Annotated in this window: 19 protein-coding genes and 1 riboswitch; of the genes, 15 read left to right on the top strand and 4 right to left on the bottom strand. The window is 64.3% G+C overall.

Annotated elements, in window-relative coordinates:
* The first annotated feature begins 153 nt into the window (after nt 1–153).
* From QD356_RS01020 to cobO, 4 genes are all read left to right on the top strand, one after another.
* The gene (locus QD356_RS01020) at nt 154–2,091 is read left to right on the top strand and encodes a sodium:proton antiporter (protein ID WP_192838377.1); all 1,938 of its coding nucleotides are present in this window, start codon (nt 154–156) and stop codon (nt 2,089–2,091) included.
* A 263-nt stretch (nt 2,092–2,354) separates the two neighbouring features.
* On the top strand, nt 2,355–3,596 hold the full coding sequence (locus tag QD356_RS01015; RefSeq protein ID WP_043332439.1) for a NupC/NupG family nucleoside CNT transporter: 1,242 nt from the start codon (nt 2,355–2,357) through the stop codon (nt 3,594–3,596).
* 257 nt (nt 3,597–3,853) lie between these two features.
* Nucleotides 3,854–4,125: riboswitch (cobalamin riboswitch) on the top strand.
* 131 nt (nt 4,126–4,256) lie between these two features.
* Nucleotides 4,257–6,140, top strand: a complete 1,884-nt coding sequence (locus tag QD356_RS01010; protein ID WP_192838376.1) for a TonB-dependent receptor — start codon at nt 4,257–4,259, stop codon at nt 6,138–6,140.
* 123 nt (nt 6,141–6,263) lie between these two features.
* Nucleotides 6,264–6,863 (top strand): cob(I)yrinic acid a,c-diamide adenosyltransferase, encoded by a 600-nt coding sequence (gene cobO / locus QD356_RS01005; protein ID WP_192838375.1) that lies wholly within the window; start codon nt 6,264–6,266, stop codon nt 6,861–6,863.
* A 35-nt stretch (nt 6,864–6,898) separates the two neighbouring features.
* Here cobO and QD356_RS01000 read toward each other — a convergent pair whose 3' ends face one another.
* The gene (locus QD356_RS01000; RefSeq protein ID WP_192838374.1) at nt 6,899–7,735 is read right to left on the bottom strand and encodes a helical backbone metal receptor; all 837 of its coding nucleotides are present in this window, start codon (nt 7,733–7,735) and stop codon (nt 6,899–6,901) included.
* Between the two features lie 178 nt (nt 7,736–7,913).
* Here QD356_RS01000 and QD356_RS00995 point away from each other — a divergent pair, with 178 nt between their 5' ends.
* The gene (locus QD356_RS00995) at nt 7,914–8,738 is read left to right on the top strand and encodes an SIMPL domain-containing protein (protein ID WP_192838373.1); all 825 of its coding nucleotides are present in this window, start codon (nt 7,914–7,916) and stop codon (nt 8,736–8,738) included.
* A 122-nt stretch (nt 8,739–8,860) separates the two neighbouring features.
* Here QD356_RS00995 and pyrF read toward each other — a convergent pair whose 3' ends face one another.
* Nucleotides 8,861–9,562, bottom strand: coding sequence for an orotidine-5'-phosphate decarboxylase (gene pyrF / locus QD356_RS00990; protein ID WP_192838372.1), 702 nt, complete (start codon nt 9,560–9,562; stop codon nt 8,861–8,863).
* A 294-nt stretch (nt 9,563–9,856) separates the two neighbouring features.
* Here pyrF and QD356_RS00985 point away from each other — a divergent pair, with 294 nt between their 5' ends.
* Nucleotides 9,857–10,294, top strand: coding sequence for a helix-hairpin-helix domain-containing protein (locus QD356_RS00985; protein WP_192838371.1), 438 nt, complete (start codon nt 9,857–9,859; stop codon nt 10,292–10,294).
* A 635-nt stretch (nt 10,295–10,929) separates the two neighbouring features.
* On the opposite strand, the gene QD356_RS00980 is transcribed toward QD356_RS00985, so the two are convergent.
* Together QD356_RS00980 and rfaH are read right to left on the bottom strand one after the other, a co-directional pair.
* On the bottom strand, nt 10,930–11,436 hold the full coding sequence (locus QD356_RS00980; protein WP_192838370.1) for a peptidylprolyl isomerase: 507 nt from the start codon (nt 11,434–11,436) through the stop codon (nt 10,930–10,932).
* A gap of 68 nt (nt 11,437–11,504) precedes the next feature.
* Nucleotides 11,505–12,032 (bottom strand): transcription/translation regulatory transformer protein RfaH, encoded by a 528-nt coding sequence (rfaH, locus tag QD356_RS00975; RefSeq protein ID WP_176676340.1) that lies wholly within the window; start codon nt 12,030–12,032, stop codon nt 11,505–11,507.
* A 253-nt stretch (nt 12,033–12,285) separates the two neighbouring features.
* On the opposite strand from rfaH, the gene QD356_RS00970 reads away from it, so the two are divergent.
* The 9 genes from QD356_RS00970 (at nt 12,286) to QD356_RS00930 (ending at nt 23,558) form a co-directional block, all read left to right on the top strand.
* Complete coding sequence (locus tag QD356_RS00970) at nt 12,286–13,491, top strand: AmpG family muropeptide MFS transporter (protein WP_082388128.1); 1,206 nt, start codon at nt 12,286–12,288, stop codon at nt 13,489–13,491.
* Between the two features lie 225 nt (nt 13,492–13,716).
* Nucleotides 13,717–14,076 carry an STAS domain-containing protein gene (locus tag QD356_RS00965; protein WP_043332452.1) on the top strand — a complete coding sequence of 120 codons (360 nt, stop codon included), beginning with the start codon at nt 13,717–13,719 and terminating at the stop codon, nt 14,074–14,076.
* Nucleotides 14,076–15,248 (top strand): polysaccharide biosynthesis/export family protein, encoded by a 1,173-nt coding sequence (locus QD356_RS00960; protein WP_192838369.1) that lies wholly within the window; start codon nt 14,076–14,078, stop codon nt 15,246–15,248. The genes QD356_RS00965 and QD356_RS00960 overlap by 1 nt, the downstream gene beginning before the upstream one ends.
* A gap of 58 nt (nt 15,249–15,306) precedes the next feature.
* Nucleotides 15,307–16,761, top strand: coding sequence for a hypothetical protein (locus QD356_RS00955; RefSeq protein ID WP_192838368.1), 1,455 nt, complete (start codon nt 15,307–15,309; stop codon nt 16,759–16,761).
* Nucleotides 16,762–16,768: 7 nt separating this feature from the next.
* A complete protein-coding gene (locus tag QD356_RS00950; RefSeq protein WP_225996467.1) occupies nt 16,769–18,142 on the top strand; it encodes an O-antigen ligase family protein in 1,374 nt (457 codons plus the stop codon).
* A gap of 146 nt (nt 18,143–18,288) precedes the next feature.
* On the top strand, nt 18,289–19,710 hold the full coding sequence (locus tag QD356_RS00945) for an oligosaccharide flippase family protein (RefSeq protein ID WP_192838367.1): 1,422 nt from the start codon (nt 18,289–18,291) through the stop codon (nt 19,708–19,710).
* The gene (locus QD356_RS00940) at nt 19,707–20,789 is read left to right on the top strand and encodes a glycosyltransferase family 2 protein (protein ID WP_192838366.1); all 1,083 of its coding nucleotides are present in this window, start codon (nt 19,707–19,709) and stop codon (nt 20,787–20,789) included. Before QD356_RS00945 ends, QD356_RS00940 begins: the two co-directional genes overlap by 4 nt.
* Nucleotides 20,789–22,243 (top strand): WecB/TagA/CpsF family glycosyltransferase, encoded by a 1,455-nt coding sequence (locus tag QD356_RS00935; RefSeq protein WP_192838365.1) that lies wholly within the window; start codon nt 20,789–20,791, stop codon nt 22,241–22,243. Before QD356_RS00940 ends, QD356_RS00935 begins: the two co-directional genes overlap by 1 nt.
* Nucleotides 22,244–22,313: 70 nt before the next feature.
* On the top strand, nt 22,314–23,558 hold the full coding sequence (locus QD356_RS00930; RefSeq protein ID WP_192838364.1) for a hypothetical protein: 1,245 nt from the start codon (nt 22,314–22,316) through the stop codon (nt 23,556–23,558).
* Nucleotides 23,559–23,658 lie beyond the last annotated feature (100 nt).

The following is a 23,658-nucleotide window of genomic DNA, read 5'->3' as shown; positions in this document are numbered from 1 at the left end:
GCGGCACCTGAGTGACGCCTGCCCCCTGCTTCAAGCCTGTGCAGACCAGCAGGGGCAAGGGCCACTGACAGACGGCTGAGACACAACGAAACGATGAGCGGTGACCGCAACAGTGGCACCGCTCATTTTCGCTGACTCCAAGGAAGACACCCGATGACCGAACCTGCTCTGGCCCTGACCCTGATCGGTCTGATGGCCCTCGGCTGCCAGTGGCTGGCCTGGCGCATGCGTCTGCCCGCCATCCTGCCGCTGTTGATCGTCGGCATCCTTGCCGGCCCCGTCACGGGTTGGCTGAAGCCGGATGAGCTGCTCGGCGATCTCTTGTTCCCGCTGGTCTCGCTGGCGGTGGCGGTCATCCTGTTCGAGGGCAGCCTGACGCTGGACTTCAAGGACCTGCGCGGCCATGGCCATATCGTCAGGCGGCTGGTCACCACCGGCGTGGTGATCACCGGCGTGATCGGCACCGTGGCCGCCCACTATCTGCTCGACATGCGCTGGGAGATGGCCGCCGTGCTCGGCGCCCTGCTGGTGGTGACAGGTCCGACGGTGGTGATGCCATTGCTGCAGACGCTGCGCGCGCGCGGCAACCTGACCCAGATCCTGCGCTGGGAAGGCATCATGATCGACCCGGTCGGCGCGCTGCTGGCGGTGCTGGTCTATGAGTACGTCGCGCTCGGCATGACCGGCAATGCGGCTTCGCACACCCTGTTGCTGTTCGCCCAGACGGTGGGACTCGGGCTCGGCATGGGGGCACTGGGTGGCTGGTGCTGGGGACTGGTGCTGCGTCATTTCTGGCTGCCGCAGAAGCTGCACAACTTCGGCACCCTGATGGTGATGCTGGGGCTGTTCGCCATCTCCAACACCCTGTTCCATGAATCCGGCCTGCTGACCGTCACCGTGATGGGCGTGTGGCTGGCCAACATGCGCGGCGTGCCGACCCAGCAGATCATCGAGTTCAAGGAGACCCTGACGGTTCTGCTGATCTCGGGACTGTTCCTGCTGCTGGCGGGGCGCCTGACCGTCGAGCAACTGTCCCTGCTGTCGTGGCCGGCGTGGATCTTCCTGGCGGTATTGATGTGGGTCGCACGCCCCCTGACGGTCTGGCTGTGTACCCTGGGCAGCGGGCTGACGCTGCGCGAGAAGGCCCTGCTGGCTTGGCTCTCGCCGCGCGGCATCGTCGCGGCGGCAGTCGCCTCGCTGTTCGCCCTCAAGCTCGAGTCCCAGGGCATCGAAGGCGCCGAGATGCTGGTGCCGATGACCTTCCTGGTCATCATCGGCACGGTGGTGGTCCAGAGCCTGCTGTCGCGTCCCATCGTCAAGGTACTGGGCGTCGGCGAGCCGCCGCCCTCGGGGTTCCTGATCCTGGGCGCCAACTCGGTGTCGCGCCAGGTCGCCCGTGAACTGGTCGATGCCGGCTTCTCGGTGCGCCTGACCGATACCAACTGGGACGCCGTGCAGGAAGCGCGCATGGCGGGCCTGCCGGTCTACTACGGCAATCCGCTGTCTGAACATGCCGCCCAACATCTCGAGCTGACCGGCATCGGCCACCTGATGCCGCTGTCGCCCTATCGTGAACTCAATAGCCTGGCCGCGCTGCACTTCGAGCACATTCTGGGTCATGGACGTGTCTTCCGGCTCGCCGAGGACAATGGCAAGAACGCCAAGCGTCAGCAGGACCAGGCACTGGGGCATCTGCCGCTGCTGTTCGATGGCAAGATCACCTATGCCAAGCTGGCGAGCCTGCTCTCTCAGGGCGCGCAGTTCCGGCGTGCGCGCATCACCGAGAGCTTCAGCCTCGAGGATTACCGCAAGATTCACGAAGAGCGCCTGCTGCCACTGTTCTGCATCAGCAGTCAGGGTCGCATCCGGATCGCCAACACGGCCGTGGCGCTGGAGCCCAAGGCCGGCGAGACGCTGATCAGCCTGATCCATGCCGACTCGCCGGAGCTGAACAAGTCTTCCCAGCCCAGGACCGACAAGGCCGAAGCTCCCCAGGCCGACAAGGGCACGGGCGGCAAGTCCTCACAGACGCCGCCGGGCTCGGGGTCAGGCCCCCTGCCGGCCAGTCGCCTGCCGGGCGCTGGCACCTGACAGCGGGCAGACTCAGCATCACGTTGGAACATCACGACGGTACAGCAAGGCGGAAAGCACGCGGCTCGCCCATGGCGGGCCTCGTGCGTGTTGACGCAGGCACGCCTCGCGCGATTCACAAAAAATGCGTCAAACGTTAGTGGCAGACTCCGACAGAGGGCAAAAATACTGGTAGAGTACGCGCCAGTTTTGGCCATACCGTCCTGTGGCCAGCGCTATTGCCTTGTCCTCAACGTAACACCTACGCATTCAGGAGCTGCTTGATGCAGATCGTCATGGGCCTGGTGGGCGTCTTCGCCCTGCTGGGGATTGCCTTCCTTCTCTCTGAAAACCGACGCGCCATCAGCCTGCGCACTGTACTGGGTGCCTTTGCCATCCAGGCGATGCTGGGGATCTTCGTGCTCTACGTGCCTGCCGGCAAGAGCATGCTGCTTGGGCTCAGCGAAGGTGTACAGGCCGTAATGTCCAGTGCCAACGTCGGCATGGACTTCCTGTTCGGCGGCCTGGTCAGCGACAAGATGTTCGAAGTCTTCGGCGGCGGCGGCTTCGTGTTCGCGCTGCGCGTACTGCCGATCATCGTGTTCTTCTCCTCACTGATCGCGGTGCTCTATCACCTGCGCGTGATGAACGTCGTGATCAGCGTGCTCGGCGGCGGCCTGTCGAAGGTGCTCGGCACCAGCCGTCCGGAGTCCCTGTCCGCGGCCGCCAACATCTTCGTCGGCCAGACCGAAGCCCCGCTGGTCGTGCGCCCGTTCATCGCCGGCATGACCCGCTCGGAGCTGTTCGCCGTGATGACCGGTGGCCTGGCCTCGGTGGCCGGTTCCGTACTGGTGGGCTATGCCTCGCTGGGCATCGACCTCAAGTACCTGCTGGCAGCCTCCTTCATGGCGGCGCCGGGTGGCCTGCTGATGGCCAAGATGCTGATTCCGGAGACCGAGACCAAGACCCAGAGCGTCGAAGAAGCGCTGGGCAAGGATATCGATCGCCCGACCAATGTCATCGATGCCGCCGCCTCCGGCGCGGCCTCTGGCGTGCAGCTGGCGATCAATGTCGGCGGCATGCTGCTGGCCTTCATCGCGTTGATCGCGCTGGGCAACATCATCGTCGGCTGGGTCAGCGGCCTGTTCGGCTATGAAGACATCACGCTGCAGCTGCTGCTGGGCTATGCCTTCGCCCCGGTGGCCTGGGTCATCGGCGTGCCGTGGCACGAAGCCATCCAGGCGGGTAGCTTCATCGGTCAGAAGCTGGTGCTCAACGAGTTCGTCGCCTTCGCCGATCTCGCCAGCCACCAGATCAAGCTGTCCGAGCACTCTGAAGCCATCATCATCTTCGCGCTGTGCGGCTTCGCCAACCTGTCCTCCGTCGCCATCCTGATGGGCGGCCTGGGGCTGATGGCTCCGAACCGTCGCGGTGATATCGCGCAGATGGGCATGAAGGCGATTCTCGCCGGCACCCTCTCCAACCTGATGTCAGCGAGTCTCGCCGGTCTGTTCCTGTCTCTCTAGAGACGCTCGCTTGTGAGCCAGTCTCCAGAGAGCTGGCTTCTGTAGCACGAGCTTCCATGGAGCAGTCACCGCCATCTGGCCAGACCGTCATCTCGACAACGCCCGCCCCGTGCGGGCGTTGTCGTATCTGGCATAACCTGAGACGTAGCCTCTGTCTTACCCTCTGCTCGCCCTCTGACCTCTCCCCCCTGAATGACCCCACCTGAGCGGCCCTGGGTGGCAGCCTGCGCAACGCCGGTTTGCCGATTGACTCCCTCACCCCCGCCCCAGACAATGGCTCACGTTGAAGCCAGGGTGTTCGGGAAACGGGTGAAAACCCCGTACTGCCCCCGCAACGGTGATCGCAACGCTCATGCAGGTCGACCACGATCGACAGGATCGACACGGCCAGCCACTGCCTCCGGGAGGACCTGTCATTCAGGCCTCCCCCAAGGGAAGGAGGTGGGAAGGCGCATGAGGGGGTGAGGCTCCTGCCATTGGAGTCCACCAGGCGTCAGTCCGGAGACCGGCCCTCGCTTCCACACTGGTTGATGCGGAGGGCCTCACCAGTGGCAAGTCTCCCGCGACGGACCTGCTTGATCAGGGCGCGCGCGGGGGACGTGTGCTCGCGCACCCTGTCACGCTGTCCTCCTCATTGCGTCTGACGCTTGAGGATCATTCATGAAACACAACAACACCCGTGGTCGCGCATCTGCGCAGGCCAGCTTCACCCTCGTCGGTAGCCTGCTGCTGACCCCGCCCGCCGTCGCTGCTGATGCGCTGACCACCGATTCATCCGAGTACCTGGACACCGTTCAGGTCACCGCCAATCGCATTCCGCAGCTGCAGAATGATGTGCTGGCCAGCACCGACGTCATCACGCGTGACGAGATCGATCGCCTGCAGGCCAATTCGCTGGTCGATCTGCTGCAATCACGCAATGGTATCGAGGTCGCCCGCAGCGGCCCGATGGGCAGCCAGACCAGCCTCTTCATGCGCGGTACCGAGTCCGACCACACCTTGATTCTGGTCAATGGCCAGCGTGTCGCCAACAGTGCCGATGGTCTGGCGCATTTCGAATTCCTGCCACTCGCCGCCGTCGAGCGTGTCGAGATCGTGCGTGGCCCGCGCGCCAGCGTCTACGGCGCCGATGCCATCGGCGGTGTGATCAACCTGATCACGCGTGGCGGCAACGAAGTCGGTCAGCATGCAGAAGTCACCCTGCGTGCCAGCAGCGACGGCACCTTCCGCCAGAACGCCCAGTTCAGCTCGGTGGAAAACGACACGCGCCTCTCGGCCAATCTCCATCATGATGAGAGCGATGGTTTCTCGGCCCGCGATACCGGCAGTGAAGATGATGGCTACGAGGCCACGGGCGCCGAACTGCGTCTTGGCCACGACTTCGGTCATCAGGCCACGCTCAGCCTCGGCGTCGCCAACACCGAGACCGATTACGACTATGACGACTGCTACGACAGCAGCTTCAGTGCCTCGGAAGACTGCCACGGCGAAGGCAGCCAGATGGTATTGGATGCCAGCCTGCTGACGCACCTGAACCCGAACTGGGACATGACGGTCAGCGTGGCGCGCACGCGGGATGAGTACGAGAACACCGAAGCCGGCAGCGGTGCCGGACGTGTCGCCAGCACCCGCAACGAGGTCGGCCTGCGCCACGACTTCTACACCGACCTCGGCACGCTCAGCCTGGGGGTGGACCATCGCGAGGAAAGCCTGGATGCCGATGGCCCCTACTTCACCGCCGAGGGCTACAGCGTCGATAGCCGCTATGCCACCGGCGTCTACGGCAGCTGGCATCTTCAGCAACAGCGTCACCACGTCACGACCAGCCTGCGTTATGACGACGACAATCGTTATGGCCACCAGATGACGGGCGGCTCCAGCTACGCCTATGATCTGACGGCCTCGCAACAGCTCGGGGCCAGCTATTCCAGCGCGTTCAAGGCACCGAACCTGATCGACCTCTACAGCCCCTACGGCTCCGGCAATCCGGACCTCGATGCCGAGACCTCCACCACGGCCGAACTGTTCTGGCGCCTGCAGCAACATCACTGGCACCTGGGCCTGAATGCCTTCCAGACCGATATCGACAATCTGATCAGCTACGAGGGAGCCGACTTCTCACCGATCAATATCGATCGCTCACGCATCCGTGGCGTCGAGCTGAGCAGTGGCTGGCAAGGCGAGGCCCTGAGCGTGAACCTTGCCATGACCTGGCAGGACCCGGAGGACCGCGATACCGGTGAGCAATTGAAGCGCCGCGCCCAGCGCTTTGCGCGTCTGGATGCCGATTACGCACTCGACGACTGGAGCTTCGGTGCCACGCTGCGTGGCAGCGCCAGCCGCAGCGATACTGACGCAGACACCTACACCGACACGCGCACTGCCGGCTATGGCGTGGTCGATCTGCGCACCAGCTGGCAGGTGATGCCGAACGTCAAGCTGAGCGCCAAGCTGGATAACGTCTTCGATCGCGAATATCAGCTGGTCAATGGCTACAACACCCAGGGCCGTTATGTGGAAGGCGGCGTCACCTTCTTCTTCTGATCGGCTTTCCCGGGATGCCTCTTTTGAAGAGCCTCGGGCGACAAGCAGCCACACATACCACAGCACCGATCACAGCACCGTCCCCCGGGACAGTGCTGTGCCTTTGACTCACGGAGCATACGCATGACGGACCGCAATACCCGCCACAAGGCCGCGATGGAAAAGCTCAAATCGCATGTCGATGACAAGGTGGCACAGGCCACTGAGGAGCGCGGCCAGCTGCTGGTGTTTACCGGCAATGGCAAGGGCAAGACGACCGCCGCCTGGGGCACCATCACCCGCGCGCTCGGCTATGGCTACAAGGTCGGTGTCATCCAGTTCATCAAGGGGCTGTGGGAATGCGGCGAGCGCGAACGGCTCGCCGGGGATGCCAATCTCGAAGTGCATGCCATGACCACCGGCTTCACCTGGGACACCCAGAATCGTGAGGCCGATACCGCCGCCTGTCAGGCCGTATGGCAGCAAGCGCAGAGTCTGATGCGCGATGACAGCGTCTATCTGGTGGTGCTCGACGAGCTGACCTACATGGTCAAGTTCGGCTATCTGCCGCTGGAGGAGGTGATGACGGCACTCGAGAATCGTCCTGCGGAGCAGACCGTCATCATCACCGGGCGCAATGCCAATCGTGAGATCGTCGCCTGTGCCGATACCGTCACCGAGATGACCGAGATTCGCCACGGCTTCAATCATGGTCTCAAGGCGCGGCGCGGCATCGATTTCTGAGCGTGCTGCACGAAGCCGCCCTGACTCCGCCGCCCTCAGTCCGACGCCTGCACCGTCGCGATGGCAGCGCAGACCTCTGCCATCGCCTCGACACTGCGCGGGCCGGGACGGCTGATCAGGTCAGGAGTCAGGCCCGCCAGTGCTACCTCGGAAAGTGGCCCTTCATCCGCGCGCCAGGCGGCAATCCACTCCTCGCGCGCCGGCCCCGTCGCGACCGGATGCAGAATCAGGTGCGGTCTGGCCAGCCACAAGGCTTCCCGATTGATCTGCGGCACCACGGCGGGTGAGTCCGTCAGTAGCGGCTCACCGCCGCAGCGCCGAATCAGCTCATTGACCAGGTGGTTGCCGCCCAGCGTCGTCATCGGGCTCTCCCCCAGCTGGAAGAAGACCGGCAAGGGGGCGCTGTCGCGGGAGCGCTCCAGCTGCTCGATGCGCGCTGCGAGCACCGCCACACGCGTATCCGCGATATCGCGGGTGCCCAGCAAGGTACCAAGCCGAGCGATATTGGACAGCACGTCGTCGAGTGTGGCGGGCTCGCTGACGAAGACGGGCATCCCCAACGCCGTCAGACGCGCATGCATCTCATCGGAAAGCCCGCTGCCCCATGCCACGATCAGGTCAGGCCGTGCACTGAGCAGTGCCTCCAGGTTGGGCCCGTGATAGCTGGCCAGGCGCGGCAGCTCGCTGACCGCAGGGGGATGATCGCTGCCCTGGCTCACGCCGATCAAGGCCGGCAAGCCTCCCGCCGCCGCCACCAGCTCGGCCGCGTGCGGGGCCAGTGTGGCCACCCGCTGCGCTGGCTGTGACAGCGTCACGACGTCGCCTGCATCGTCGATCACCTCACGCCCTACGGCCAGGGCAGGCGACGCCATCAGCAATGTCATGACGAGCGCCAACACTACCTGTGCAGCGCCACGTATAGAGCGCAGTCTCTCGTGTACCTTCACGCATCGCCCTCATTGCTGATACTTTCAAGCCTATCGCGCCCGCATTCATGCCCCTCACCAAGCGCCAGGCAACAATGTTGCCACTTTACTCAAGGGATTTCCCATGCTGATGAACCACGCCACCAGAGGCCCCGCCCCCCTCGCCCAGCGCCTGCGTCGTACCGCCATGCTATGCGGCCTGGCGCTCTGCACCGCCAGCGCCACACACTTGGCCCGCGCCGACCAGACGCCCGCACCGGCTCTGGTGCATGTCAGCGCCAGTGCCAGCCTGGAGGCCGCGCCCGACAAGGCAACCATCCAGGCGCGCCTGTGGGAGAAGACGCCCGCGCGCAAGGTGGATGACAAGGCTCCCGACAGCAAGGCCGAGGGCCAGGCGGCCCGCAAGGCGCGCGAGTCACTGGAATCACGTATGACGACCCTGATTCAGGCACTGGAGAAAGCGGGCATCGACAGTCGCCAGATCAGCGCCGGCAGCCTCAACCTGCGTCCTGAGCAGTACTACGAGCGCAACAATGGTCAGCAGCAGCCCCAGCAATGGCGCCGTACACACCTCGAGCGTCCGATCAGCCTCGCTCTCGATGACCTGGACAAGGTACCGGAAGTCATCGACCTGCTGCTGGGCGCTGGCGTCAATCAACTGGCCGGTGTGCAGTATCAGATCAGTGAACGGGACGCCCTGGAAGACAAGGTATTGAAGGAAGCCTTGACCAAGGCACGCCACAAGGCACAACTGATGGCCGAGACCCTCGGCGCGACCCTGGGCAGCGTGCAGTCGATCAATGAGTCCTCACACAGCCCGCGCCCGCAGATGATGGCAATGCGTGCCGACATGGCAGAGGCCAAGAGCAGCGGCAGCGAATACCGCCCCGGCGAGCTGAGCCTCGAGAGCAGCGTTCAGGTCAGCTGGCATATCAAGTCTGCCGATTGAGGCAGTCGCGCAAAGCGTGAGCGAGTGATTCGCGCAAAGGATGATCACTGCCATGAAAAAGACGCCAGCCGCAGACTCTGCGACTGGCGTCTTTTTTGCCCATGAGGCAGACAATCAGCCGATCAGGCGTCCAGCTCCTGCTCGATCAGCGCCAGCGCCGCCAGCGGATCCTCCGCCTGGGTGACAGGACGCCCGATCACCAGATGGGTGCTACCGGCCGCCATGGCTTCACCGGGCGTCATGGTGCGTCGCTGATCACCGGCCTGCGCGAAGCTCGGGCGAATACCCGGCGTCACCTTCAGGAACTCCGGACCACACAGCGCCTTGAGGCTCGGGGTCTCACGAGCGGAGCACACCACACCGTGCATGCCGCTCTGCTGGGCGAGGGCCGCCAGCCGCTCGACCTGCGCAAGCGGCGTGACATCCAATCCGATACCGGCCAGATCGGTCTGTTCCATGCTGGTCAGCACCGTCACGGCGATCAGCTGGGTATCGAGGCCGCGAGTCGAAAGGGCTTCTGCGGCGGCCTGCATCATGCGCGCACCACCAGAGGCGTGGACATTGGTCATCCACACGCCGTGCTCCGCAGCCGCCAGCACGGCCTGAGCGGTAGTGTTGGGGATGTCATGGAATTTGAGATCGAGAAAGACCTCGAAGCCGCGTTGATGCAATGCCTTGAGAATCTCGGGACCCACACGCGTGAACAGCTCCTTGCCCACCTTGACGCGACAGCGCGCAGGATCCAGCTGGTCTGCCATGGCAAGCGCAGCACTCATGTCCGGGTAGTCGAGGGCGATGATCAGGGGGGAAGTCGTGGCAGGCATCCGGGCTCCAGGCGATGTGGCAGGCGCAATGACAGGAGGTCATGGGCTCGGGGCAACATTATAGCGCTCGGCTCTGTCGTTGTATGCCCAGGGAAAGACGAATCGAATCAGCAGGCTAACGCTCGTAGTGCTTTCTTGCGTTGAGCGCAGAAAGCCGCGCAAGGATGAGAAATCGTTTAAATCTAAATGACTACAAATCTAATACCTGAGCCAGAGTATTTCTCGCGCAGGGCCTCGGGTGGTCGCCCCGCGCACTTCCCATCGACCGCCCTGATGTGAGCATAGGAAGCGACCATGAAAACCCTGCTAGGAACACTTCTCGTGACCAGCCTGCTGGTACTGTCACCGACCAGCCAGGCCGCAGACATGAACATCAACACCGCCACTGCCGCACAACTGACCGAGCTCAAGGGCATCGGTGGCAAGAAGGCCCAGGCCATCATCGAGTGGCGCAAGGCGAACGGCCCCTTCACCGACGTGGCACAGTTGACGGAAATCAAGGGAATCGGCCCCAATACGCTCAAGCGCATGAACACGACATTGACGCTGGGCGAGCCGGGCAAGACGAACTCGGCCATCAACACGAAGAGCCCGTCGGTCAAGCAAGACGGGGCTATCCAGAAGAGCCAGACTGTCAAGAAAAGTCAGAGCATCGACAAGACCACCACCGGGAAGGCCGTCGACTCCCACAAGGAAGTCGAGAGCCTCAAGACTGCCAGCAACAATAGTTGAACCGTCACGCCGGGCAGGCAACCTCGTGTCAGTTGCGGGGTTGCCTGTCCAGCGACTCTCTTCCTCTCAGAGAACTGGCAAAAGCTTTCAAGCAGCCCGCAGACAAGCCAGCGTCATGCAAACGCAGTTAGCCATTTCCCCACTGAACCCCACAACCAAAAAAGCCGACCCGAAGGTCGGCTAGCGGGGTTTCCCCCTCCCCTGACGGCGAATCGGCACCTGCAAAAAGCCCGATTCTGACAGCGGCCATCCTGGCCTGCCCCTTCCCCAAGGGGCTCCCTGAATGCCAGCCTCTGTCGGCAGCTGACACCTCTGCTTCTGACATCGATAGCTCTGATATCAATAGCTCCGACATCGATAGCTCTTCCGCCTGTGTCGGCCTGCTGCGGCCTCGACAAGGACACTCTACCCCGCCATGCCCCGCGCGAATCTGATCTGCATCAAGTCCTGAAGGCTTCACGGCTCGATCCTTGCGGCTGGCGCGCAGACGACTGATCCATATCAATTTTCTCCATCGCTACAGACCTCAACAACAGACAGCCCCGCTGCCGAGGATACCGGCAGCGGGGCTGTCTGTTGTTGAAGAGGGGCTGCAACGATGAGCTTAAGCGTCACACCCATCCGCAATGCCTACTTCAGCGACGCACCTTCTTGTCTTCGATCTCGGTATGGCTGACATCGAGACCGAGCGGATGGCCGGCCGAGAGTTCGGCACGCGTGGCATCACGTACTTCCAGCACTTCGACTTCCCAGCTCAGCGCCTGACCTGCCAGCGGATGATTGGCGTCGACCTTGACCTGCTGCTCACCGACTTCCAGCACCGTGACCGACCGCTGGCCTTCCGGGGTTCGGGCCTGAAAGTGCATGCCGGCGTTGATCTCGCCCGGGCCGAAGGCATCACGCCCGAAGTACTGCACCAGGCCTTCATCCCGCTCACCGAAGCCTTCGGCTGGCGTCAGATTGACGACCTTGCGGTCGCCGACATCGCAGCCCTCAAGCGCGCTCTCGAGCGCTGCCAGAATATTGTCGTGGCCATGCAGGTAGTCCATCGGCTCACGCTCAAGGGAGCTATCCAGCACAGTGCCATCAGCGGTGCGCAGGGTGTAATGCAGGCTGACGACCTGCTGGGAAGTAATCGCCATGGGAACCACTCCAGAAGAAAGGTGCAATGCGGTCTCGCGGATCAAGTCGGGTGAGACAGGACGGCAGCTCAGCTTTCGCTACGCCGCAGCTGACGACTGGACAGCTCGACACGCTGTTGCTGATTGATCAGATTGAGCAGCACGATGACGCGCTCATCGCCCTTCGCGCTCTCGAAGACGCCACTGAGCGAACTCAAGGGGCCATCGATGATCTCGACCTGCTCGCCGGCCCGGAAATAGACATTCTCCGGCGGTTGCTCCTGGCGTTGCTCGCCGCTGGCGATCAGGGCTTCCACCAGAGGCGTCGGCACCGCCGTCGGTGTGTTGCCGAAGCTGACCAGCTTGAGCACGCCACGGGTCGAGCGAATCGGCCGCCAGTTGTCATCCATCTGATCAAGGCGTATGAACAGGTAATAGGGGAAGAGCGGCTCTTCGACCCAACGCAGCTTGCCGCCGCGCTTCTTTTCCACCTCCAACAGGGGGTGGAAGACGTGAAATCCCTGATTGGTGAGGTTCTCCGCCGCACGGAAGGATTCCCCGCCCTTGCACTGGATCAGATACCAATGCGCCTTGGCAGCTTCTCGGGCTTCACTCATGATGACCTCTCATTGCCTGCCTGCCCCACTCATGCGTGTCTCGACCTGCATCATGCCTGTCGGCTGACCGGCAGGACAATGCATGGCTCTTGCCCTCAGGCAGTGCGACAATCCGGCCATGAATGACGCAAGCGGCAGATAGCCGCTCACCGTGCGTGTGACACGCGCGGCCACACCCTCTGCATGGACAGGCAAGGCTTTGACTTCAAAGGATTTACGCTTACTCGTTGGCCGTCATGGTATCACGTTCCTGATGGGCTTCGCCTCCGGGCTGCCACTGCTGCTGACCGGTAGCGTGCTGCAGGCCTGGATGACGGATGCCGGTGTCTCACTGGACGCCGTGGGCCTGCTCGCGCTGGTCGGCCTGCCCTACACCCTCAAGTTTCTGTGGGCGCCATTGCTGGACCGCATCATGCCGCCGGTGCTCGGCCGGCGCCGTGGCTGGTTGATGATCGCCCAGCTGGCCCTGACCGCCCTCATCGCGCTGCTAGCCTTGCAGGACCCGCACATGTCGCCGCTGACCATGGGCGCCATCGCGCTGGCGGTCAGCTTCTTCAGCGCCACCCAGGACATCGTGATCGACGCCTATCGGCGCGAGCATCTGCCGGACAACGAGCTGGGGCTGGGCTCCAGCTTCTATGTCTATGGCTACCGCATCGGCATGCTGATGGCCTCGGCCGGTGGCCTGGTGCTGGCCGACATGATCGGCTTCCGCGTGACCTACCTGATCATGGCCGCGACCCTGGGCGCCTGCATGCTGGTGACCCTGCTGGCACCGGAGCCCGAGGCTCAGGCCGCGCCGCGCGCCCATCATCTGCATGAGATCCTGTGGGACCCCATCCGCCACTTCATGAAGCGCGATGGTGCCATCTGGCTGCTGCTGTTCATCCTGCTCTACAAGCTGGGCGATTCCGTGGCAGGCAACCTGACCACGCCCTTCTACAAGGACATCGGCTTCAGCAATTCGCAGATCGGCGCGACCGTGAAGCTGTTCGGCCTGTGGCCATTGCTGGCCGGCACCTTCTTCGGCGGCCTGATGATCATGCGCATCGGCATCTATCGGGCGCTCTGGTGGTTCGGCATCCTGCAGATGGTGTCGACTGCCGGCTTCGTCTGGCTGCATCACGTCGGTGATTCGCTGGCGTGGCTCGCGGCGGTGGTCGCCTTCGAGAACCTGGCGGCCGGCATGGGCAGCGCCGCCTTCATCGCCTTCATGGGCGCGCTGACCGACAAGCGCTTCACCGCCGGCCAGTACGCGATGCTCTCATCGATCATGGGCCTGCCGCGCGTGGTGATCGCCGCGCCCTCCGGCTATCTGGCCGATGCGGCCGGCTGGGACAGCTTCTTCTGGATCTGCACGCTGGCCGCCATACCGGGCCTGTTGCTGTTGCTGCGCTTCCGCCACTGGGGCGCGATGCTGGCCACGCCACACAAGTCACCCGCCATGTCGGGCGAGTGACAACGCCGCGCAGCCAACCTGGAGAGCCCGAAAACAGCAGGAGAGCCCGAAAACAGCAGGTAGCGCCACGAAACCCAGCAAGAAAGGATGAGGCAAGTCAGTCGGCGTCGTTGACACTGTAACAGCAGGTAAACGATGCTTATGCGGCATAGTGCATAAAGATAACAAGCTGCACCGCAGGCCCAGCTGGCGCCAGGCGGTGACATCAAGCACAGGGAGCCCGTCATGCCCATCACCACCCGGATTCACGAAGGCATCATGATCACGCCGCCTGCCCAGCTGACAGGCGAGCTCGCGCGCTATTTCCGCCAGGAGATGCTGGCGATGATTCCTGAGCACACCGGCACGCTGGCGGTGGACCTCAGCCATGTCGAGGCCATCGATGCCGATGGGCTCTCGGTGCTGGTCAGTCTGCATGATGCGCTGTCCCCGGCGGCGCTGGTGGTGGTCGAACCCTCGCCGGTCATGCAGACAGAGCTGGAGCGCGTGCGCCTGTTCGAGCTCTTCGATATCTACTATCAGCGCGACCCGCTGCTGGAGTCGAGCGGTGACACGCGGACAGGGCCTTCTCGTGAGGTAGCCTGATGAAACGCGACCTGACTCGGCCCAGCTCCCTTTTCCGCTCTCTTCGACGCCTGCTGGGCGTCGCGATCACGTCCGGCCTGATGGGCGGCTGTACGCCGATCATGCTGGACGACACCCCCGCCGAAGATCACTGGCAACAGGCGACCCACTGGCCGCTGGAGCTGCCTGCCCCTCATGTCGATGATCGCTTCATGCAACTGCCCGCGGGGGATGACCAGCGGCTGGCGGCGGGCGATCGTCTGAGCGTCAGGGTCGCCGGCAGCGAACTCTTCGATGGCAGTTACGAGGTGGATCATGACGGACGCCTGCGCCTGCCGTGGCTCTCGCCGGTCGAGGCTTCCAACAAGACCATCGACGCCCTGGCGGATGAGATCACCCGGCGTCTGGTAGAGGAGGAGTTGATTCGCCCGGGGCTGGCACATGTCAGCATCCGGCTCGAGGAATGGGCGCCGTTGGCCGTTGCGGTGTCCGGCGCGGTGTTCTTCCCGGGCGAGGCGGTCATCAATACCCGCCTGCCCGAAGAGCGCATGGTGCGCCGCGATTTCGCCGGCGGCGATGCCAGTCAACAGCGTCGTCTGTCGGCGGCCTTGACCACGGCTGGAGGCATCCGCCCCGACGCGGACCTGAGCCATATCGAGCTGATTCGCGACGGCCAGACACAGATTCTCGACATGCGCGGCCTGATCGACGGCGAATATGCCGCCAATCCCTGGCTGCGTGTGGGTGACCGCATCCACGTGCCCTCCAGCGGCGCCTTCCAGGCCGCACTGATGCGCCCCTCGCCGCTCACCGCGCCGGGCATCGTCATCTATGCCTCCAACCTGACCACCCCGGCCAACAACAATAACGTCAGCAATTACACGGTGTTGCGCTCGCAGGTGCCCTACGGCGTGCGCATGCTGCAGGGCGTGATCAATGCCAACTGCGTCGGCGGTATCCAGGCGACCTCCGGTTCGCGCCGCGCGGTGCTGATCAGTACCAATCCGATGACGCATCAGCCGGTCGTGGTCGATCGCGGTATCGATGCCCTGCTGGCCAATCCGGCGGATGTGGGCGTCAATCCCTATCTGATGCCCGAAGATGTGGTCGGCTGCTATGACTCCGGTGTCACCAACATCCGTGATATCGCCCGCACACTGACTGACCTGCTGACGCCGGCCACTCTGCTGTAACCCATCGCCTGTCCGTTGATGGAATGCGACTGATCACTACCACGCGACAAGGATGTGCATGACAGAGTCCCGCTCACCCGACACACCACAAGATGCAGCCAAGCCCTCACTGGGGCGCCGACTCCTGGGCGTCCTGCTGGGCTGGGCGGCGCGTGGCTCCAGCATGCGCCCGCGCACCCGCCGCGCGGCCTACCTGTTGCTGGCGACCGCCATCCTGAGTGTCATCTGGGGGTTGACCATCGCCTTCATCGCCGTGGCACCTGTCACCTACACCACCAGCTGGACGATGATCCTGCCCGGCACCGGCTCCGGCCTGTCGGTGAACTTCGAGAGCATCGGCCAGGCCAGCACCAGCGCCAACTCTTCCTACTCAAGCTCCTCGCTGGACCCCAAGGTCAACTACCGCGCCATCGCCGAGAGCCCTGCCGTGCTTGAGCGTGCCGCCAGCACGGTCGACATGCATCCCGACGATTACGGCAAGCCCAAGATCAAGCTGACCGACCAGACCGCCCTGATCGCCTTCCAGACCAGCGCGCCGAGCGCCAAGGCCGCGCTTGCACGCGCCAATGCGCACATCGATGCCTTCAATGAGGTGATCGAACAGCTGCGCAATGATGAGCAGGCGCGCCGCGAAGCCGTCATCCGCCGCTCGCTCGAGACCTACGACCGCACGCTCAAGGAAACCCAGCGCAAGCTGCTCGAGTTCCAGTCCACCTCCGGGCTGGTCTCGATGGAGCAGTTCAAGGAACTGACGCTGAGTGTCGAGGCGCTCAAGGACACACTCGAGACGCGGGATGGCGAGCTGTCGGCCCTCAACGCCCGGCTCGCCACCCTGTCCAGTCGCCTGGGACTGGACGCCGGCCAGGCCGGTGGCGTGATCGCCCTGCAGCGCGACGCCCGCTATCAGGCGCTACTGACTCAAGCCGCGGAGCAGGCGGCCAGCCTCGATGAAGCGCGTGGCAAATGGGGCGAGCGCAATCCGGAAGTCATCAATCTGGCCGCGGGGCTTGATTCCCTTGAGCGCTCGCTGGCCTCACGCATGCGCCAGTTGCTGCCCCGCCAATCCTCGCGCAACCAGAATGCCCTGCGTGCCGCGTCCGGCCATGCCAATCAGGACACCCTGATCGGCGAGCTGATCATCCTGGATACCCAGCGGCGCGGCGTGATCAGCGAGCTTGCCACCGGGCGGGCCAATCTGGCGGCCCGCCAGCAGCGGCTGGACAACAGCGTCGCCAAGGCCGCCCAGCTGCAGGACCTGCTGCGCGAGCAACAGGTCGCCACGGCGGTCTACACCACGGCGCTGGCCAAGATCGACATCGGGCAGATCGACCCCTTCGCCAGCTACCCGATGCTGCAGATTCTCGATCCGCCGCCATTACCCGAGAAGGCGGATTCGCTGGGCATCAAGCTGGCCATCGTCGGCGCGCTCGCCGCGAGCGTCTTCAGCATCATCGGCCTGATTCTCCTGTGGATCAGAAAACCCTACCTGCTGCGTCTGCAGCAAAGCGTGTGAGCCGCCGATGTTTTCCCTGAAGGCGGGGCCAGAGGCGGATGTCCGCCCCGAGACCCCGGAAGAGCGCATCATCTGGTTCTCGATCACCGCGACCTACCTGTTCTATCTGGTCGGCGGACTCTACGTGCTGGCGCCGGTGCTGGCATGGTCACTGGTGATGCGTGCCGCCTGGCTGCACCTCAAGGGCCGCCAGCGTTTTCCGCGTCTGCCCTGGCCGCTATGGGGGTGGATCATCGGCATGATCGTGATGGAGTTCTCGCTGCTGGCCGGCCACCTGATCGAGAACCTCGGCACCGGCAAGCTGATCAAGTCCTCCATTGGCTGGGCCAAGGGCTGGGCGCTGCTGGCGGTCTTCCCGATCATCGGCTGTCTGGCGATCCGCCCGGCGGTGATCATCCGCGCGGCCATGCATGTCTGCCTGCACACCATGCTGTTGCTGCCGGTATTCGTCGGCGCCTGGCTGGCGGGGCTGCCCCAGGTGCCCTTCGTCTCGCCACTGCAGGCCATCGGCGGGCCGGGGCCGGAATTCTTCGCCGTCTCGCTCTATGAGATCGACCCCGGCAGCGGCATGCCGCGCTGGCGCCTGTTCACGCCTTGGGCACCGGCGGTGGGCTTCGTCGCCAGCATCTATTTCGCCTGCGCCCTGCTCGAGAAACACCCCTTGTGGAAGGCGATCGGCATCGGCGGCAGCGTGTTGATGATCCTGATGTCCGGCTCGCGCATGGCGCTGGTGTCGCTGGTGTTGATCAGCGCCGGGATGTTCCTGCTCAAGCGTCTGCACAAGCCGTGGCTGTGGTTCAGCTTTTCCGGCGTCAGCCTGATCGGTGGCTTTCTCGGCGCGCCGATCCTGGAGGCCATCGACAACTTCATCGCCGCCTTCAAGGGCTCGCGGGCGGACTCGACCCGCGTGCGGGCCGCGCTGGGGCGCATCGCGGTGGATCGCTGGCGCAACGAGGCGCCGTGGTTCGGCCACGGCATCGTCGAACGCGGCCCGCACCTGGTGGAGTACATGCCGATCGGCTCGCACCACAGCTGGTATGGACTGCTGTTCGTCAAGGGCATCTTCGGCCTGTTCGCGCTGTTGGTGCCGATGCTGGTCAGCCTGCTGCATCTGCTGTGCTTCGTGGTCGGCCGCCCTGTCGTGCAGCTGGGCTTGATCATGGTCGGCCTGCTGTTCGTCTACTCCTTCGGCGAGAACCTGGAGATTCTGGCCTACCTGATCTGGCCGGGCCTGATCCTGATCGGCAAGGCGCACCAGCTGGCGGGCCTGCCCGCCAGCGAAGGGCATATCCACAACATGGGGCCGGTGGATGTGGAGAAGCCGCTTTCAAGGGCAGCGCCCGCCTCCGCCGATGCCGGCAACAGCGACACGGCAACCTAGCCCGATCACGGGATAGTGGAACAAGGCTGCGCCAGATCACGCCAATTCATCAGTACATTGCGCTAGAGTGGCTACACCAGCCGTTCAAAAGCATGACTGACAAGACCAGATGCCTGGAAAGGCACGACAAGCCAGGGAGCCAGGCGATGGGTGTGATCACGCGACTCAAGACACGTCTGACAGGTGGCGGAGACGGTGGCAATGGCCGCCTGATCCGCAATCTGGCCTGGATGGGCATGTCGCAAGGGGTGCACCGCATCGCGCGATTGGGCGCGACCTTGGTGGCGGCGCGCATGATCGCGCCGGAGTCCTTCGGTATCGCCGCCATCGTGCTCACCGCGCACGAGATCATGCACGCCATCTCCAATGCCGCCGTGGTACCCGCTCTGGTGCAGGCCGGTCGCGAGGGATATGAGCGCCTGTGTCGCGATGCCTACTGGTTCAATTGGGTGGTGTGTCTTGCCCTGATGGTGCTGCAGATGGCACTGGCCCCGTTGCTGGCCTATCTCTATGACGCTCCCGATCTGACCCTGCCGCTGATGGCGCTGGCACTGATCTTCCCGATGCTGCCCCCCGCCGCCATCAACGCGGCGCGAATTCTGCGCAGCAACCGCCTGCATATCACGGCGCGCATCGAGATGGGCCAGAGCATCGGCGAGGCCGTCGGCGTGATGCTGCTGGCCGCCATGGGTGCCGGGTTCTGGGCCTTGGTCCTGCCCAAGCTGATCGTGACGCCCATCTGGACCCTGACCTACCGCTGGTGCGAGTCATGGCGCATCGATGAGCGCCCCTCCACGCTGTGGTCGCGGCCGCTGATGAGCTTCGCGCGCCCGATGATGGGCGTCGAGGTGGTCTCGGTGCTGCGTCAGCAGATGGATTACCTGCTGGTCGGCGCCCTGTTCGCCATGGACGTGCTCGGCGTCTACTTCTTTGCCTTCAATGCCGGACTCGGCATCAGCCTTGGCCTCTTGCGCGCCTACTCCACCGCCATCTTCCCGCAGCTGTGCGGCGACATGACGTCTCACGAACGACTGGCACGCATGCACCACGGCATGCGCCTGTTCGCGCTGGTCGCCGTGCCCGCCATCATCGCCCAGAGCCTGCTGGCGCCCTGGTATGTGCCGATCCTGTTCGGGGAGGCCTGGGTCGAGCGTGGCGCCCTGCCGATCCTGATCCTGATCTGCCTCTCCGCCCTGCCGCGCATCCTGCTCGACAGTTGCGGCCAGTTGCTGCGCGCCCAGGGCATGCCCGGGGCAGACCTCAAGCTGCAGATCTTCATGACGCTGATGCTCGGCGCCGGCATGTTCGCCGGCGTGCCCTTCGGCATCAATGGCGTCGCGGCCGGCATTCTGGTCGGTATCAGCCTGGCCGCCCTGCCCGGCTACCTGTGGACACGCCGGCTGATCCTCGCTCAGGACGGCCGGATGACAGATGCGCCGCCACCAGACACACCAGACACACCAGACACACCAGACACACCAGACACACCAGACACACCAGACACACCTCACGCAGCATCCACCGCATCGCTTTCCCCAGACAGGGACGTCCAGGAGGCCAGACCATGACCCCGACCTTTTCGGTCATCATGCCGATCTACAACGTCGAACGTTTCGTCGCGGCCGCCATCGACAGCGTGCTGGCGCAGGAGGATGGCGATCTTGAACTGCTCATCGTCGATGACTGCTCCCCCGATGGCAGCCGGGCGATCTGCGAGGCCTACGACGACCCGCGTCTCACGCTGATCACGCATCCGGTCAATCGCGGCCTGGCCGGGGCCCGTAACACCGGCGTGCGTGCCGCTCAGGGCCGCTATCTGGCCTTCCTGGACTCCGATGACATCTGGGAGCCCGCCAAGCTGGCGCGCCACCGCGAGCACCTCGAGGCACGCCCCGAGGTAGGCCTGTCCTTCTCGCGCTCGGCCTTCATCGATGCCGACGGCGAACCGCTGGACTACTACCAGATGCCGAGCCTGACCGACATCACGCCGGGGCTGCTGTTCTGTCGCAACCCGGTGGGCAATGGCTCGGCACCGGTCATCCGCCGCGAGATTCTCGAGGCCATCGCCTTCGACTGTGATGTCAAGGGGGGCGGCGTGCTGCCCTGTTATTTCGATGAGAGTCTGCGCCAGAGCGAAGACATCGAGTGCTGGACCCGCATCGCCCTCAAGACCGGCACCACGGTGGAAGGCATTCCCGAGCCGCTGACCCGCTACCGGCTCAATGAAGGCGGGCTTTCGGCACAACTGGAGCGCCAGTACCAGAGCTGGCTTGCAATCGTCGAGCTGACGCGCGCCTACGCGCCTGACTTCATCGAACAATGGTATCCCCGCGCCCAGGCCTACCAACTGCGCTATCTGTCGCGTCAGGCAATTCGCCTGCGTGACGGGGATGCTGCCTGGGAGTATTGCCGCCGCGCCGTCAAGGCATGGCCGGGCATCTGGAAGGCGGAATTCGGGCGCACCGCTGCCACGGCAGGGGCCGCCCTGATGTTGCGCGTGATGCCCAAGAGTCTCTATCTGCGCTGTGAAGGGCTCGCCCAGGGAGTCATCGGCAAGGCGCAGAAGAAGAAGATCGACAATGCGCCGCGCCCGCAGCCGGCCAGACCGAATCAACAGCAGGACGCTCATGAAGTGGAGTCGCCATGATGAGCCAGCCATTGGATCAAGCCCTCTTCACCACTGAGCGCGTCAAGACGCTGCCTCACGTCAAGGTGCTGGGGGTGCCCTTCGTCAACACCAGCCTCGACACCTGCCTGAGCCTGCTCAAGAGCTGGATCAGCGACCCGCAGCCGCGCACCGTCAATTTCGTCAATGCGCACTGCCTGAACGTGGCCCAGGTCGATCGCTATTACATGCAGGTGCTGCATGACAGCGACCTGCTGCTGCCCGATGGCAGCGGCGTGAAGATGGCCTGCCGCATGCTCGGCCAGGATCTCGAAGCCAACCTCAATGGCACCGACCTGCTGCCCCACCTGTGCGACATGCTGGTGGCGAAGAACAAGCGCCTGTTCCTGCTCGGCGCCGCGCCGGGCGTGGCCGACAGGATGGCCGACAAGCTCCGCGAGCAATGGCCGACGCTCGAGATCAGTGGCGTGCATCACGGCTTCATCGGCCCGGAAATCATCGACGACGTGCTGGCGCAGATCAATCAGGGCACTGACCTGTTGCTGGTGGCGATGGGCGTGCCGGCGCAGGAGAAGTGGATCTCGACCTACCGTGAGCGACTCGAGGTGCCGGTGGTCATGGGCGTCGGCGGTCTGTTCGACTTCTATTCCCAGCGCATCCCGCGTGCGCCGGGCGTCGTGCGCAGACTGGGCATGGAATGGGCCTGGCGGCTGCTGATGGAGCCGCGCCGCATGTTCAAGCGCTACGTGCTTGGCAACCCGAGCTTTCTGATGAGCGTGCGCAAGTATGGAGAAGAGGCGATTCCCGGCCGCGGCCTGTGGATGAAGTCACGCTCCAACTGGCGTCACTTTCGATGGCGAGTGAGCAACTGGCTGACCCCGCGCGCGCGCCGTGCCATGGATATCGTCGGTGCCAGCGGCGTGCTGCTGGTGCTGTCACCGCTGCTGCTGGGCACCGTGCTGGCCATCCGCCTGGAATCGCCAGGCCCGGTACTGTTCGGCCAGGAGCGTATCGGGCGTCACGGCAAGCCGTTCAAGCTGTGGAAGTTCCGCTCGATGTACATCGACGCCGAAGAGCGTCTGCGCGAACTGCAGGCCGCCAACGAGAGCGAGGGTGGCGTGCTGTTCAAGATGAAGCAGGACCCGCGCATCACGCGCGTGGGTCGTATCATCCGCAAGCTGTCCATCGATGAATTGCCGCAGCTGTGGAACGTGCTGCGCGGCGAGATGGCGCTGGTCGGGCCACGCCCCGCCCTCGCCCGCGAGGTGGCGCTCTACGAGGCGCGCGCGCGCATGCGTCTGGATGCCACGCCGGGGCTGACCGGGCTGTGGCAGGTGTCGGGCCGCTCGGACCTGTCCTTCGAGCAACAGATCCATCTGGATCTCTTCTACCTGCATCGTCAGGGCATCAAGGAAGACATCAAGCTGCTGTTGCGCACGATTCCTGCCGTTCTGACCAGCCGTGGAGCCTACTGATGCGCGAGACTCCCTCTCTCATTCGTGCAGCGCTGCGCCAATATCACGACTCATGCCAAGGAGGTGTGCAATGCATGTGATCCTGTTGGCGGACCGCCTCGGCCAGGAAGTCGCACCGATTGACCGCCGTTACTCGCCGGCGCTGCTGCCGATCGCCGGACGCAGCGTGCTGGAGCGCAATCTCGACCTGCTGGTCGGGCGAGGCGTGACGCATATCAGCCTGATCATCGCCCGTGACCCCGAGTGGTTCCGGGCGCGTATCGCCGATGGCTCACGCTGGGGCATCGATCTCGACATTCTACCGATGCCCGGCGAGCGAGACCCGCGCGAGCAGATCAAGCGCCTCGGCGCCATGGCCGCCCTGCCCGCCCCGGTGCTGCGCGCCGATGTGCTGCTGATGCCGGAGTGGTTCAAGGATGACAGCCTCGCGATCAGCGAGCAGGCCATGGCGTCGGGCGCTCCGGTCTGCCGTCCGGCCAGCGTGGCAGACCCGTCTCTCGCTCGCCTGCACTGGCCGGAGCTGCGCGACAATCCCGGGCTTGGGCCGGCCCTGCTGGCCTCGCTGTCGCACTATCACGTTTTGGTGATGCAGGCACTCGATGCCGATGACTCAGGCCTGACACCACATGGCGAACGTGGGGTATTGCCCGGCGAGCAGGACCTGCACCACGTCTACTATGCCGCCGGCGCGACGCGCCTGGATGAATCGCGCCTCACTGGTGGATTCGCCGGCATCACCACCCATGTGGAACCCGGCGTGCTGCTCAAGGGACATTGCTGCCTCGAACAGGGCAGCTACGTGGAAGAAGGCGCCATGCTCGAGGACTGCGTCATCCTGCCCTTCACCCGCGTGCACGGCGGCCAGCAGGTCAACGCCGGTATCCTGTTCGAAGGCGAGGCGCTCGACAGGACGGCCCCGCACTGGCTCAAGGACCGCCGTCAGGCAGGCGCCGCCTCGCAACGCGGCGTCGCCTATCGCAACCCGGCACGCCCCGAGTGGCAAGAACGGATTCTGGCGGCCCTGATCACCCTGGCCACACGCCCCTTCGGCTCACGCTACAAGGAGCTTCGCCATCGCCTGCGCCAGGTGCAGGACAGCCGCATGCGGCTTTTCGGGGCTCTGCCCGAGCGCTCGCCACCGCCACTGGACAGGGTCGGCATCAGCAGTGCAGGCGCCATCCAGCCCCCGGATTGGCGCGCCACACCGGATGCCTTCGCCGCAACGCTGGAGGCCATCCAGGTCGGCCAGACGCCGGGGCTACGCGGCGCCATTCGAGAAGCCTGGCGTCTGCGTCAGCAAGGCAAGCAGCAGTGAGCGCCCCCGTTCGCGCTTCCCCCTGAGTCCGCCTCGCGATGCAAGGCGAGACACAAAAAAACCCCACAGTGCCGTGGCACTGCGGGGTTTTTCATACGGG

The sequence above is a fragment of the Cobetia sp. 2AS genome, from assembly GCF_029846355.1.
Lineage (GTDB): Bacteria > Pseudomonadota > Gammaproteobacteria > Pseudomonadales > Halomonadaceae > Cobetia > Cobetia amphilecti.
The sequence above is the reverse complement of the archived record's forward strand: the minus strand, read 5'-3'. Positions and strand labels throughout refer to the sequence as shown.